Origin of the sequence: Bacillus sp. ISL-78 (genome assembly GCF_018613455.1) — a bacterium.
In the GTDB taxonomy this organism is placed as follows: domain Bacteria; phylum Bacillota; class Bacilli; order Bacillales; family DSM-1321; genus Peribacillus; species Peribacillus frigoritolerans.
This window is the reverse complement of the sequence record NZ_JAGGQC010000004.1, coordinates 218921-231954: the sequence shown is the minus strand read 5'-3', so window position 1 is coordinate 231954 and position 13034 is coordinate 218921. Positions and strand designations below refer to the sequence as shown.

At 38.3% G+C, this 13034-nt stretch carries 14 protein-coding genes; all 14 read right to left on the bottom strand.

Annotated features, from left to right (window positions below):
* Positions 1–36: 36 nt before the first annotated feature.
* The 14 genes from J7I96_RS06660 to J7I96_RS06600 all read right to left on the bottom strand — a co-directional run bounded on the left by J7I96_RS06660 (position 37) and on the right by J7I96_RS06600 (position 12971).
* Positions 37–4962 (bottom strand): phage tail tape measure protein, encoded by a 4926-nt coding sequence (locus J7I96_RS06660; protein WP_214922738.1) that lies wholly within the window; start codon positions 4960–4962, stop codon positions 37–39.
* A gap of 16 nt (positions 4963–4978) precedes the next feature.
* On the bottom strand, positions 4979–5101 hold the full coding sequence (locus J7I96_RS28355; RefSeq protein ID WP_285292092.1) for a hypothetical protein: 123 nt from the start codon (positions 5099–5101) through the stop codon (positions 4979–4981).
* 59 nt (positions 5102–5160) lie between these two features.
* Positions 5161–5487: a phage tail assembly chaperone G gene (gene gpG / locus J7I96_RS06655; RefSeq protein WP_214922740.1), complete on the bottom strand. Its 327-nt coding sequence runs from the start codon at positions 5485–5487 to the stop codon at positions 5161–5163.
* A 64-nt stretch (positions 5488–5551) separates the two neighbouring features.
* Positions 5552–6127 carry a major tail protein gene (locus J7I96_RS06650; RefSeq protein ID WP_214922742.1) on the bottom strand — a complete coding sequence of 192 codons (576 nt, stop codon included), beginning with the start codon at positions 6125–6127 and terminating at the stop codon, positions 5552–5554.
* 1 nt (position 6128) lies between these two features.
* Positions 6129–6512: a DUF3168 domain-containing protein gene (locus J7I96_RS06645; RefSeq protein ID WP_214922744.1), complete on the bottom strand. Its 384-nt coding sequence runs from the start codon at positions 6510–6512 to the stop codon at positions 6129–6131.
* Positions 6509–6910, bottom strand: a complete 402-nt coding sequence (locus J7I96_RS06640; RefSeq protein WP_214922747.1) for an HK97 gp10 family phage protein — start codon at positions 6908–6910, stop codon at positions 6509–6511. The genes J7I96_RS06645 and J7I96_RS06640 overlap by 4 nt, the downstream gene beginning before the upstream one ends.
* Complete coding sequence (locus tag J7I96_RS06635) at positions 6907–7323, bottom strand: phage head-tail adapter protein (protein ID WP_214922749.1); 417 nt, start codon at positions 7321–7323, stop codon at positions 6907–6909. The genes J7I96_RS06640 and J7I96_RS06635 overlap by 4 nt, the downstream gene beginning before the upstream one ends.
* On the bottom strand, positions 7307–7606 hold the full coding sequence (locus J7I96_RS06630) for a phage gp6-like head-tail connector protein (RefSeq protein WP_214922751.1): 300 nt from the start codon (positions 7604–7606) through the stop codon (positions 7307–7309). Before J7I96_RS06630 ends, J7I96_RS06635 begins: the two co-directional genes overlap by 17 nt.
* 9 nt (positions 7607–7615) lie before the next feature.
* Positions 7616–7837: a hypothetical protein gene (locus J7I96_RS06625; protein WP_214922792.1), complete on the bottom strand. Its 222-nt coding sequence runs from the start codon at positions 7835–7837 to the stop codon at positions 7616–7618.
* A gap of 16 nt (positions 7838–7853) precedes the next feature.
* A complete protein-coding gene (locus J7I96_RS06620) occupies positions 7854–9011 on the bottom strand; it encodes a phage major capsid protein (protein WP_214922753.1) in 1158 nt (385 codons plus the stop codon).
* Positions 9012–9025: 14 nt separating this feature from the next.
* Positions 9026–9781 carry a head maturation protease, ClpP-related gene (locus tag J7I96_RS06615; protein ID WP_214922755.1) on the bottom strand — a complete coding sequence of 252 codons (756 nt, stop codon included), beginning with the start codon at positions 9779–9781 and terminating at the stop codon, positions 9026–9028.
* A complete protein-coding gene (locus J7I96_RS06610) occupies positions 9762–10919 on the bottom strand; it encodes a phage portal protein (protein ID WP_311315160.1) in 1158 nt (385 codons plus the stop codon). Before J7I96_RS06610 ends, J7I96_RS06615 begins: the two co-directional genes overlap by 20 nt.
* A 7-nt stretch (positions 10920–10926) precedes the next feature.
* Positions 10927–12642, bottom strand: coding sequence for a terminase large subunit domain-containing protein (locus J7I96_RS06605; protein WP_214922757.1), 1716 nt, complete (start codon positions 12640–12642; stop codon positions 10927–10929).
* Entirely contained in the window at positions 12639–12971 is a 333-nt protein-coding gene (locus J7I96_RS06600) for a hypothetical protein (protein ID WP_214922759.1), read from the bottom strand. Before J7I96_RS06600 ends, J7I96_RS06605 begins: the two co-directional genes overlap by 4 nt.
* Positions 12972–13034 lie beyond the last annotated feature (63 nt).

The following is a 13034-nucleotide window of genomic DNA, read 5'->3' as shown; positions in this document are numbered from 1 at the left end:
TTTCTCCTTTTGGAAAAAGAAAAAGCTAAAAGCGTGTTATACGCCTTTAGCAAGTTTAAATAAGGTATCTTCTTTGTTTTGCTGTTTTTTTACTGCATTATAAATTTCTTTTCCATCTATATACATATTATCGTCTTTTAATAAAATCTTCGATAAGAGGCCAATTTGCTGTTGTAATAAATCGATTTGAGTATCCTGTTTTCTCAGCAAAGAAAATATAAGACTACTATCATTGTTGCTAGTCGGATCCCCAAATATTTTACTAGAAACCGCAGCTAGTAAATCTAACGCTCTACTTCGCTTGTCTGGACTTAGAGGAATAATGGCCTCTGGTTTATTACCTTCACCCACCATGGCCAAATGTTCTTTGGTGATGATACCGCCATTTTCATAGCCATGACCATGACCAATGTATTTAAGCATATTGGATCCATAACGCGATTTAGCATAGTTCATGCCTGCAAGCAAGCTATCCAAACCGTTCTTCCAATTCTTATGGCCTGGGAATGAAAATGCGGAAAACGTTGGCGGGATCACCTGGACGAGGCCACGAGCTAAATTTCCAGAGTAATAGTTGACATCTTTTACTCCTGATGATTGGATTGCATGTGGATTACCACCTGATTCAGACTTAATTTGACGTAACCATGCATCTTGAAATGCCTTAGATGTAGGTAAAGCATTCATTGACAAAGCTTTAATGACAGTACTCCTCCAACGCTCTACGCCACTACCTACAGGAGCCGCACTGCCTCCGCCGAAGCCATCGAACAATGAACCGAAATAATCCACTGCTTTATTTTTTGCCCATGACACAACACCCTTCCCGCCAGCCCATTGGTTCGCGAATGTAGGGAACGTATCTTTAAAATTCAGTGACTTTTTAAGCTGGTTCCATAACTTAGAAGGGCCTTTTGTCATGATATCGAATGCATCTACAGCTTTCCCACCCAATGTTCCAATGCCGTCTATAACTTTGTTAGATCCATTAATGATGTAATCCATAAATGAATCATCATCGCCTGTACCTTTTGCAAAGCCAGGAATCGAATTTGTAGGGAAATTATAGCTGCTTAATACTGCTTTTGTTTTGTTATGAGGAAGAATAGCTGAACCCCTTGGCAAATTCATAAGTTCAGTGCCTGTTGTACCAACCAATCCAAGACCTTTACCCGGTAAGTATCCAAGCTCTGGGCCTTCTTCACCAACAAAAGATAGGCCGCCTTTAAAGGGACCTTGAAACGTGCCTTTAGCGTTTTGGGCAATAGCTCCTGGATAACTGGCATTAAATTTTGGAGGGGACGAGGTCTTTTCTTTATTACCAAATATACCTTTAACCCAACTAATCGCGCCTTTCAAGAAACCTGTTAAACCCTCCATTGCTTTTCCTACTCCGCTTGTTTCTTTTTGGGCATTTTCAATATTAAGTTCCTTTTGTTTTTTGGAAGCTTTTACGGACTCACTTTTTTGTAGCGATGCATTCTTTATGACTCCGTCTTTTTTCTTTTTGGCTTGAGCAACGGTCTTGTCTTTTTCATTTTGAGCATCATTAACAATCTTGTTATACTCATCTTTAGAAATTACGCCTAATTTCTTGTATTGCACTTCAGCATTATGAACTTTATTTAAGCGTTTTTTTTCTGCATTTTTTATCGTTTCTTTATATTCTTTTTCTGCTGCTTTAATGGTCTGATTCATTTCTTTGGTCGTAATATCATATCGTTGCTTACTTCGTCTCTTGTTTATGGCGGTTATTTCATCTTCACTTTTGGCCGTCTTGTTAATTTTTGTATTATACATCTGGTCATTGATCTGGTTAATTTCAAGCTTTTCACTTCGAGTAAGGGCTCTTTTTTGTTTAGAGGCACTACTCATAATCTGTTTAATGCGCTCATTGCCACCATTGACTTTAGCAATTTCGGCCTTATGCTTTTCATCTAGTTTTTTTAGCGCATCATCTTTATCTTTTTGGGATAATTCCTTATTAGAATTCAAAGCCTTTACAGCTTCGACACGTTCTTTCTGGTGCTGATCTTTTAAGGATGAAAGAACACTATTGGTCATGGAATTATATTGTTTGGTGGTGTCATCTTTAATCTTTTTATTTATCACAGTATTGGATAGCATGATTTGATTAAGCTTGGTTTTTGCCCCGGTATATAGCTTGTCATACTCACTTAGTGCCTTTTGGGTTGAATCTGAAACTCCCTTGATTTTCAGGTTAAGTGAAGCGCCGTTTTCTGCTGTTTTCGTCGCTTTTTTACGGGCAGCTTCCTTCTTATCCTGTTTATCAAAACTCTTCCCAATAGCCGCACCAACGTCTTTCCCGACAATTCCACCGATAATGCCTCCTGCTATCCCGCCGATGGCTGTTCCAAACACTGGAATGACAGATCCTAACGCCGCGCCTGCTAAAGCACCAGCACCCATTCCCCCTAATGCACCGCCAATTCCACCGCCGATTGATTCTTTTGTTCCTGAACCGGTGGCCAACTCATACCCTAATGCGCCGACTCCAACAACCGTCCCGATTGCGCCAGCCCCTTTTACAAATTGTAAGGCCTTGGCACCTTTACCAACCTTTCCTGCATTTTGAGCCACTCTACTTCCACTAGAAACAGTGGGAGTAATGGTAGTTCCTGCAGGTGCCTTTTTGCCGCCTGTTATCCCGCCGCCACGAACGCTATTGTTGCGTTGTAAGGCTCTGGTATTGGTATTAAGGGCAACCGTCTCAGCGTTTAAAGATTGTGCGCTGCCTTTGGTCATGGACGTAAAGCTACCTAAATTAATGACACCATTTGATAAAAATTTAAGTAGGCCAGCCCCGCCAAGCGTAATCTTTCCAACTCCAGCAACTAAACCGCCAATACCGATCGTTAAAAATCCAAGTGCCGCACCTACACCTGTAGCCCCCACGCCGATTGCTGTCCATTTTGCGATGGTATGCTGCGTTCCTTGGTCTAGTTTATTGAACCATCCAACTACATCCTCGATGCCACCAGCTACCGTTTTTATGGTCGGGATCAATGCAGTTCCGAAACTCGTGGCAGCACTTTCAGCTTCACCTTTCATTTTTTCAATAGAGCCCTTTAATGTGTCCATTTTAGTGGCAGCTACATCATCGGCACTAATTTTATTAATAGCTACGCCCATTTCGTCAAATGCTTCAGCACCTGATTTACTGGCAATCATGGCCCCACGAATGGCATCCGAACCAAAAATGGTATTAAAGGCATTGATTTTTTGTTCTTTTGATAGATTCTTTGTGGATTCTTGAAGAATATTGAAAACTTCAGACATGGATTTAACATTACCTTGCTCATCAAAGAATGATGATGAAAGATACCCACTCGTTTTTTGAAGTCGGTCGTATTCTTTTCGTAATTTTGCCTTAGATGCCCCAGAACCAAGTTCTTGTTTGGCTAATTCTTTGAATGCCTTATCCAAATCCGGAATCGTTCTTGAAGCTGGCTGAATGCCCTTTTCCACTAAGTACTTATATCCGGCTGTTGTATTGGTTGTGGCAATTCCTAATTCATCCATCGCGGTTGCAGCCGCATCAGTCTGCGGAGACAATCGCATTATCATGGTTTTTAAGGATGTACCTGCATCGGATCCTTTAAGTCCCGCTTGAGCGAATACTGCCAATGCTGTATTTGTATCCGCAAAGCTAAAACCAACGGGTCCTGCCACACTTGAAACCTGGGATAATGAATAGTTCATTTCTTCTACGGATGTGGCGGAAGCATTAGCAGAACCGGCTAGTAAATCGGCTGCCTTTGCCATATTAATATTGTCATCTCTAAATGAATTCAACACGGTGGAGGCTATTTCAGCTGCTTGACCTAATTCCAATTCACCAGCTGTGGCTAATGAAAGGGATGCTTTTAATCCACCGCTCATGATGGATTCTAGATCAACACCTGCTTTAATCAACTCTTGCAAGCCTATGGCCACTTCTTTATTGCTATACTTTGTTTCCATTCCAAGTTCATTTACAAGGCTATTCATCTGTTTTCCATATTGTTTCCACTCTTGCGGACTCATGAGTGCCTTAATGTTGGCCATAGCTTGTTCAAAATCAGCTGCTTGTTTGATGGTATAGCCTAAACCTATACCGCCAGCTAAAGTAATGCCGCTAAAGCTAGATGAAATCGAATGCCCTGTTTCATTTAATGTTGAACTCGTGGTCATTGCGCGATTAGATAAACCTCGAAGCTTTGATTCAGCTTTTCCGATGTCATCCGCTAACTTACCAAAAGAAGGATGGACAGTGGAGATTTTTCGATTCAGAGTATTGAACGATGCATTCAATTTTTGTTGTTCATCCACGAGGGACTTGTATTTATTTTTGGCCTCAACGACTCTGCGATCATGTTCTCCAAATTCCCTTGTCAAATCCGCTACTTTTCGCTGTTGAGTATCAACAATCTGTTGATGGATATTAGCCTGGTCACTTAATCCTTTAAGCTTATCTTTTTGAGCCGAAAAGGCTAACCCGCTTTTTTTTTGGCTCTCAACATGGTCGTCCGTTTTCTTTTTAAGTTTGGCCAATTCGGATTCTAAATCTTTCGTGGACGATGTAAAGTCGACCATTTTGCTGGTAGCATCTTTGACTTGCTTTTGCCAGGCACTTTGTCGCTGTACGGCTGTATTAATTTCTTTATTTAAATCCTGTATAACCTTTGAACTTTCCGCGTTTGTCTTGAGCTCATTTTTACGTTTTTCATTCAATTGCTGAATGCGTTTTTCGTTCAAAGACATGATTTTATTCAAGCCGGCAACCTGCTTACCTAATGCACCATATTTATCATCTGCATTATTCAACACGGCCATATTGGCTTTCATTTCCCGTTCTGCGCTTTTAATCGATCGGTTTACAGCCGTTAAAGATTTGGTGAAATTGGTGGACGATAAATCCATTTCGATAATCATTTTCCCAAGGGGTTGATTTCCTATCAATTAGTTTCCTCCTTTCCTAGGATAATGTTTTTACAAAGTCTGCTAAATCCATGGCTTTTTCTTTTTTCGGTTTTTCATCATTATTTAATATTTCCATCAAATGATAGTAATCGGCATTCACAACATCGTGATAGCTCATGCCCTGCTGCATTAAATTAAGAAAAAGAGCATTTAGATTATCAATGGCTTCTTGTGGGGTTAATCCAGTTCCGCTTCTACTTCCCCGTCCTTCATGAACTGGATCAACTTCTGACTCTTTTTTTCACTGTAACCAAGAACCTTGTAATAGACTTCATACAACTTCTGCATCAATTCATGTGCCTGGATACCATCTAGAATGTCATTTGCTTTAATGCCAAATAAATCAGCAACAAAATTGACAAGAGCCATCGTAGATTCTTCATCATCTTCATAAATGGCATTATTCAGCTTTAACGCTGTAATTAATTGCTTGCCGCTTACCCATGGTTGTGTATGGGTAGTGACTTCTTTTGTTTTGGAATTGGTTAATTCTAATGTGTACATGTTTCATCCTCCAATTTTTATAAAAAATAAAATGAAAAAGCCCTCCATAAGGAAGGCTTTCTATTTATCCAGCTGGTGGTGCTATAGGGGGAAATGCATATGCTTTTAACTTTGTAGCAACTTCCGAACCGATTCCGTAAGCAATGGTTTCACCATCGTTATTTGCAATACATTCCATCGTCAACTTTTCATCATCTGGTTCTGCTGGTTTATCTTCACTTGTTTTAAGCGATACATCACCGGCAGACATTTTACCTTTTAATAAAGCAAATAAAACGGGCTGGCCTGCTGCATCCTCTGATTCAAGTAATGCTGCCACATACGGCGCCTCTGTACGTTCACCAATCAATGTAAAGCCATCTGTATGTTTCTTACGGCCAAGAACCGCTTCTGTCATTTCTTCTGGTACGTCCAGAATGCTAATTTCCGCTTTAACGTCACCCGTACCTTTTGCCGACACATAATACGCCACATTTGAAGCGTAAACCTTCACAGATTCAGGGGAGATACCTGAAATGGTTGCTTCCTTGGTACCACCCTTATTGGCCTTACCTTCTACAACAAAAACAGATGATGTGGCTTTACCATCTTTATCTAAAACGACAAATGTCGCTCGCTTGAAACCTACTCTAATACCCAATTTACAACACCTCTTCTTTTATTAGTCCTCGATAACGCCTGGCATCAACAAAGCGTTTTGTTTCTTTGAAGTATTCATCTAAACCATCTTTTAACTGTCCGAAACCAAGCTTTTTTAATTCTTTTTTTATCTCAGCCTGAATCTCTTTAACTTGCAAACGGTTCGTTGATTCCACATCAATTTGATACAAATATTCATTTGCATGATTTTCATTACTGGCATAGACAGTTGGAACAGGAACATCCAATGGATCAATCACAATAAAAGGTTTGCTGGTATCTCCTGTTTCGGGATATTCATAAAATTTTATCCGGTCTTCACAAAGGGAAACAATTAATTCATTTGATTTTAGCTGGTTATAGATCACCATTAAACCGTCTGTCATAATTGTTTTTTCATCTCCTTCGTGACCGCATGTAAAAAGGCTCCTTCACTATTCGAAATTGCTCGTTGAATAGATCCGTAGCCTTTTGGTTTTATTTTTATGCCTTGTCTGTTATACCCGAATTCATTTAAATGGACCAATCGATAACGCTCTTTTGGCCCGTTCCAACCAACTAATACCGATTTAAAACCGTTCTTGCTTGTTACCTTACCCACTACAATTTCTTCCTGAGACGCCCCTGAATCTTTAAATTCCTCGAATTCATCGGAAACGGCTTTTGAAACCACATTAGCTCCGGCCATTAAGGCTTTATTGGATACTCTGCTTAAAGCCTGTTCTGACAATTGATTTTGCAGTTTTTTATAAACGTCCTCGAACCCCTTAAATCCAACACTCATGTGATCACCGCCAAAAGAACGGTAATAAAATCGTTATTAGTTAGGTTAGCACGAACATCAATCACGTTAAAACGAATATATTTACGTTCACCATTTATCATTTTTGAATATCGATCATCCTCTAACTCTGCGTAGTGTTCAGTGTCGGGAAAATACTCACCGATTGAATCGCGGATATTAATAGTCACGGCATTTTTCGTATTCATAAATTTTAGCTGCTGTTGTTCCTTACCGGAATTGAGAATTTCGATATCTTTCATGCTGGCGCTGTACACTTCTGCAAAACACTCATATACCTGCATCAATGCTCCTTCACCTGGTTCTGGGCCATTATTCGGGGCATATTGGTAAAAACAAACTGGTGTCCTTAACTCACCACAGCCGATTTTATTCGGCTTAAAAGTTGGTTTCATCAGCAATCTCCCCAGTAGGTGTATAAAGCTCCAAAGCTAAAGATGTCATTTGCGACGCGAAATTATCGTTAAAAAACTCTAAGGCGTCATTATAAACATAGCGTGAACGTTCAAATACCAGCTCCCTAGCCCTTTCATTCTTTTCCATAGTAAAGGAACCACACTTTACTTTTATGTCCTCAGCAGAGGAAGATAGGATATCTTTTAACGCATCATCCTCGATACTATGTGAAATTTTCATACGTTTTTTAAATTTCGTTAATATTTCGCTTGTGATTTCCAATTAAATCACCTACTTTGTTTTCATTTTCTTATCTTGCTTTTCTTCTTTACCATCGTCTTTATTAGTCCCAGGATCTTCTTGCTTTTCTTCCACACGAACTAAAAAAGAGCCATCAAGGTTTTTCTCAACCTCATCAGCCCTTTTAATAGTCATTTCAATTTCAGATTTAGGAGTATAAATCACACCTGAATGAATGTCACGAAACGTTTTCAGCACTTTAAATTTAGCCATTAATAATTCCCCCCTATTAGCCTTCAGGCACTGTCTCTGTAACTTCTAGTTTATAAATCAGTGAAGCTTTATTATCTTTAGCTTTACCAAATGCAAAACCTTTCGCAGTATACAGATTGACATCTTCAATAGCTAACGTTTGATCGTATTTATTAACTTGAACACCACCAGCTGAATAAGCATCATAACGATCACGAACGAATGCTACTAATTCGCCTTCTTCTGCAAATTCTGATTCAACAATTTGTACGTTAAATGGTAACGCTGTGATATATGCGCCTAATGAATTTTGAATCGTAAAATTAATTTTCACATCCCACGCATCCATTGGATTTAGAAGGAAGTAAACTTTACCACCGACATTGATTTTTTTGTCTTTTTCTGTTTTAGATAATGTTTTGCAAATAGTTCCGATTTCTTTAATAGATGTTCTAGCATCAGTGAAAGTTAGAGTTCCTGTAGAATCTTTTTTAGCATGTCCATTCGTTGGGTCTACAGCTTTCTTTAAATCGCGAATTAAACCGATTGGTTCGTGTTTCGTTGGACCAGCACCAAGGATAATACCTTGCTCTAAAGCTACCGCATATGTTTCTGTAATTTGTGTACGTACATATGCTTCAACCCACGCTGGACCAAATTTATCTAAATCTTTTGCAAGTACAACAAACGATGTCAGTTTAGATTGATCGAATGATTCCTTTTTGAACGCAGCATCTAATTGACTGCGAATTTCTCCGAAAATTGGGCCCCACGCAAATGCGCCGGATTTTTCAGATGTAATAATTTCAGCTTTCACAGTACCTAGATTAGTGAAGTTGATAATTGATAGCAGTGGATGTTCTGTTGTTAAATCTTCAAAGATTCGGTCAACTGTTGTGTACGGTAAAACTGTTTCAGATTCAAAACCACCAGAACGAACAACTTCGTTGAAAAACTTCGTCTCTTCAGAAGTAAGTACGTTTACACCACGTGCAGCTAAAACTGTATTGTCATTATTTTGTGATTGTACACGATTAGTAATTTGTGTTGTTAGTGAGTTTACTAACTCATCTTGCATTGTGTTCCAAGCCGTTTCAATTTGTTCTGGTGTAGAGCTCTCGTTTTTCACCACTTGAGCATATGCTGTTTTAGCCTCGTCATAAGCTTTTGTATGATTATTTAATTTGATTGTCATTATTTTTCCTCCAATTAAAAAATGAACCCTCGTTTTTTCGCCACAGGCGTAGGTTCATTAGTTTGGTTAATATTCATCTGTAGATTAGCTGTTACTTTAGCAACGATGCTGTCTATTTGTTTATCAGAAATCTGGATATTAGTCATATCGTTGCCTGACTTATTCTTCATTTCTCTTGCTTTATCGATTACAGATTGCGGCAAAAGGACACTATCAATTGAATTTGTTAAAACCGGAATTTCAGTATCAAACATAATTTCATCTACAAATCCATGAGCTGCAGCTGATTGAGCATTAAAAAATGTTTCTTCATCCATCAGTTTTGCAAGCTCTTCACGAGTTTTACCAGTTTTTAAGATATACGCATTTGCGATACCTGTACTGATTACTTCCAACATATTTGCATTGTGTCTCATGGCATGTTGATCGCCTTGAGCGTAATTTGCAGCATTATGAATCATCATATAACCAGTAGGAGCAATAAGAACTTTACCCTCATCACCAGCCATTGCAACAACTGAAGCAGCCGAAGCAGCAGCGCCGACAATTTTTGTTGTTACTTGCCCCTGATATTCCTTAAGTATCGTATAAATCTCGCTGCCAGCATCAACGTGGCCGCCTGGCGAATTAATAATCACTTCGACTGGAGATGCATCGCTAGGCAAAGCATTGGCTACATCATTAGGCGAAACAGATTCCATCCCATACCAGTCATATACTTCTTTATAGTCGTTACTGACAATAACACCTTTAATTTGAATCTTCGTCATTTTTTTCACCTCCCTTCGGTTCATCGATGCTTTCATAGTTTTTAGTTAATATAAATTCATCGAGTTTCGGATTGTCTGAACGATTAAATCCAGCTTCCTCACGCAATTCATTTTGTGTAAATGCACCTGACGCTATTAACTTATCAAATGCTGCAGCAAGCTCAAATACATCTTTCACTTTTACGCCAATTGCCTTTATGTGTTCACCAATTTGATATTCCTGTCGAGTGATTGTTTTAGCGTTCAATTCATCTGTTATTTTCTTAACCAGTGGATTGATACATAGCTCGATATAAGCTTTTAAGCCGCTATCAAGCTCTGCAACCTCACCATGTAATAAATTGATTGGGATACCCAAAATGTTAGCTACATCGTCTATCAAGGCTCGTTTTATTTTGTTAATATCCTCGGCACTTGGTCCCTTTACACTTCCGTTCGAAAACTCTTCGTAACTAATGCCTTTGAACAAAGGGAAAATAGCTGTTACTTTATCTCTAACAGCACCTGTGATTTTGTTAATGAGTGACTGTGTTTTTTCTGTATCATTCAAATTTTGGGCAGAGTCAAACTTGATGGCACCACGTATTTGATAACTTCGCTTAGATGATTCGATTAACGATCCGAATAACTCGGCATAATCATTAATTAATCCATCCATAAAAGTTGTTAAACGCTTGTTGTTATAGGTAAGATAAATAACTTCATCCATATTCCATACTTTGTTGTTGAACGTGAAATTTTTCACCGTAACGCTCTGGAATGTGTCTGGGAATAGTGCATATTCATTACGTAGGAAAGAGTCTGCAATTAACAGTTGATCCTGGTAAGGAATGATTAACACTTCGTTATCACTTATTAAATTAGCTATAACCGTTTGCCAAAAGTCCGAAGCGCTCATATCTGTGTTAGGACGTACATTAAAAGCATAATCTAACTCATTACGTATTCGCTCATTATCACGCATGTAACGAAATTCTGTTTGCGATATAGTTCGAGCGATAAAATTAATACATGTTTCTAATGCAATTTCTTTTAAATACACTTTTTTTGATGCTTCAATAGTGAACTCATAATCATAGGACGAAGCCAATTCCTTATTTTTATGAAAAATACTGTCAAATAACCCGATTGTTTTCACCCCCTCCCTAAAAATTTAGTGCATCTAATGCATCTAAAGCATCTGAAAAATCGTAATCCTCTAAATCTCTAGATGCCCATACTCCATATAAAAACATCATAAAACCATCCGTTTTACGTTTGACTGGCTCTTTTTTTCGATATAACTTATTGCCCTTGTTATCAATAACCACCAGAACATTGTTTGTGTACCAACGCATAATAGGATTCTTACCAAAAATAACTCGCTCCTCATCAAACGCAAGGTCGATTTTAGGGGATAACAAAGCACTCGCCGCATCTGGATTTCGAATGGTTTCCACTTCGAATCCTTCTGCTTCAAAAAGAGGTCGTAAAATTTCCATACGGAAACTATCTCCTATGATTTTCTTTATATTCCAACCTTCATCACGGCGGTTAACGAACCACCCAACAACGATATATGGATCCATTGAATCTTTATCTAGCACTTTCAATAAACCATCTTCTTCCCATTTGCGAATAGGTGCAAATTTGCGATGGTCCTTTTTGTTATTACCTTCTGCTTTCGGCGTACTATAACCGTAATGTTTATCAGCAAAAGGTTTGCAAACGAATGAATACGATAGTTCTCTCGGTATGATGTAATAATCGTTTTTCAAGAAAAGCAACCCACATGCAACAAAGTCTCGAATAGCAGCATAGTCGACAGAACCTATACATTCGCGTTTTTTCAATTCTGATAAATCATATCCTTGATTGGTAGCTTTTATTTTCTCCCAGGATGCAACTGATTTTTCTAAATCAACTTTTGGTAGATTCATCCGTTTGGTAATGAAATTTTCATATCCTGATGAGTCGTTTTCGAGCTTCTTGTATTGTTTCAACACTTTCTTGAATAATGTTTTTGCATAGCTACTTAATGGCGGATGAAACTGTGGATTCGCCTTTTGCCACATGTCTGGATTATGCATTTCTTCTTCATCATCAATACAACACATGAATGGAAATAATGAATCTTCTTTTACCGAAACTTCACGCTTCAAAATACTCATAGCACGTTCTTTTAAACGATCGATAAAACCATCTCGTACAAATCCATCTGTACCAATAAAAAATTCCCGACTGTCTCGCACTTTACCGAGACCACCCGAGAATACATCTACTACATCATTGTTTTCATATTCATGTACTTCATCATAAATAACACAACCATCGCGCAAACCATCTTTCGTGCTTGCATTTGACGTATGGAATTGGAAGATAGCTTTTGTATCTACCGATTCAATAACAGCTTTTTGATGCTTGAAATAAGACTTCAAATCATCATTCATATCTATTGCATTGTAGACTTCTGCAAATGAAGTCTTAGCTTGTTTTTCGCTATTGGCCACAATTGACACATTATAAAATTCGATTCCGTGAAGCTCGCTAATTAGATAATTTACAAGTGCTGAAATAAAACCGTTTTTACCGGCTCCGCGTGCCATGTAAATGAAAAATTCATCGAATACTAAATCATCAGCATCCTTATAACGCAAGAAAATAAAACAAGTGATAAATGTTTGAAATGGCTCTAAATCGAAATACCACTTTTCAGCAAATTGTATAAACTGTTCAATGTGCTTACTGTCGAAGTAAACGTCATCCATAGTCAGAATGTCCGCTTCAAGCCACTCGATAAGCATGATCCGCTCTTTGTTTAAAATGATGTCGCCGTTACGCCACATCGAAATATATTCTTCTACGTAGTTATAAGTAATCAAATTAAACTACCACGCTTTTGTTTGTCTTCCACAGATGTTGATGCAGGGGCAGGAGTTGCCTTTAATTTAAATTTTATTGATTTTTCTAGAGCGATTTTTTGAGCGTTGATTTTCATTTTTTCATTCATACTTGGATGGCTTTTTATGAATTTTTGTTTTCCATTTTCAATAGTAATACTTATTCCGTCACGATCAATCACTGTATCGCACTCTGCATCTAATTCATGCAAACGAATTAAATCATTTACTTTCTTTACTTCCAGCAGATCATCAGTATCAATACGTGATAATAATTGAATTTTTAACTTTTCAAAGTTTGTTTTTTCCATACTACCCCTCCCCCCATCACCCCTAATGTGAAGGACTATTTTTTAAAAATTTTCAGACAGTTG

What these genes read in the sequence shown, in the direction of transcription:
- J7I96_RS06620 (WP_214922753.1), bottom strand. Translation starts at nt 9,011, where the DNA reads ATGACAATCAAATTAAATAATCATACAAAAGCTTATGACGAGGCTAAA.
- J7I96_RS06635 (WP_214922749.1), bottom strand. Translation starts at nt 7,323, where the DNA reads ATGAAACCAACTTTTAAGCCGAATAAAATCGGCTGTGGTGAGTTAAGG.
- J7I96_RS28355 (WP_285292092.1), bottom strand. Translation starts at nt 5,101, where the DNA reads ATGAGCTATCACGATGTTGTGAATGCCGATTACTATCATTTGATGGAA.
- J7I96_RS06640 (WP_214922747.1), bottom strand. Translation starts at nt 6,910, where the DNA reads ATGAGTGTTGGATTTAAGGGGTTCGAGGACGTTTATAAAAAACTGCAA.
- gpG (WP_214922740.1), bottom strand. Translation starts at nt 5,487, where the DNA reads ATGTACACATTAGAATTAACCAATTCCAAAACAAAAGAAGTCACTACC.
- J7I96_RS06600 (WP_214922759.1), bottom strand. Translation starts at nt 12,971, where the DNA reads ATGGAAAAAACAAACTTTGAAAAGTTAAAAATTCAATTATTATCACGT.
- J7I96_RS06645 (WP_214922744.1), bottom strand. Translation starts at nt 6,512, where the DNA reads ATGACAGACGGTTTAATGGTGATCTATAACCAGCTAAAATCAAATGAA.
- J7I96_RS06625 (WP_214922792.1), bottom strand. Translation starts at nt 7,837, where the DNA reads ATGGCTAAATTTAAAGTGCTGAAAACGTTTCGTGACATTCATTCAGGT.
- J7I96_RS06615 (WP_214922755.1), bottom strand. Translation starts at nt 9,781, where the DNA reads ATGACGAAGATTCAAATTAAAGGTGTTATTGTCAGTAACGACTATAAA.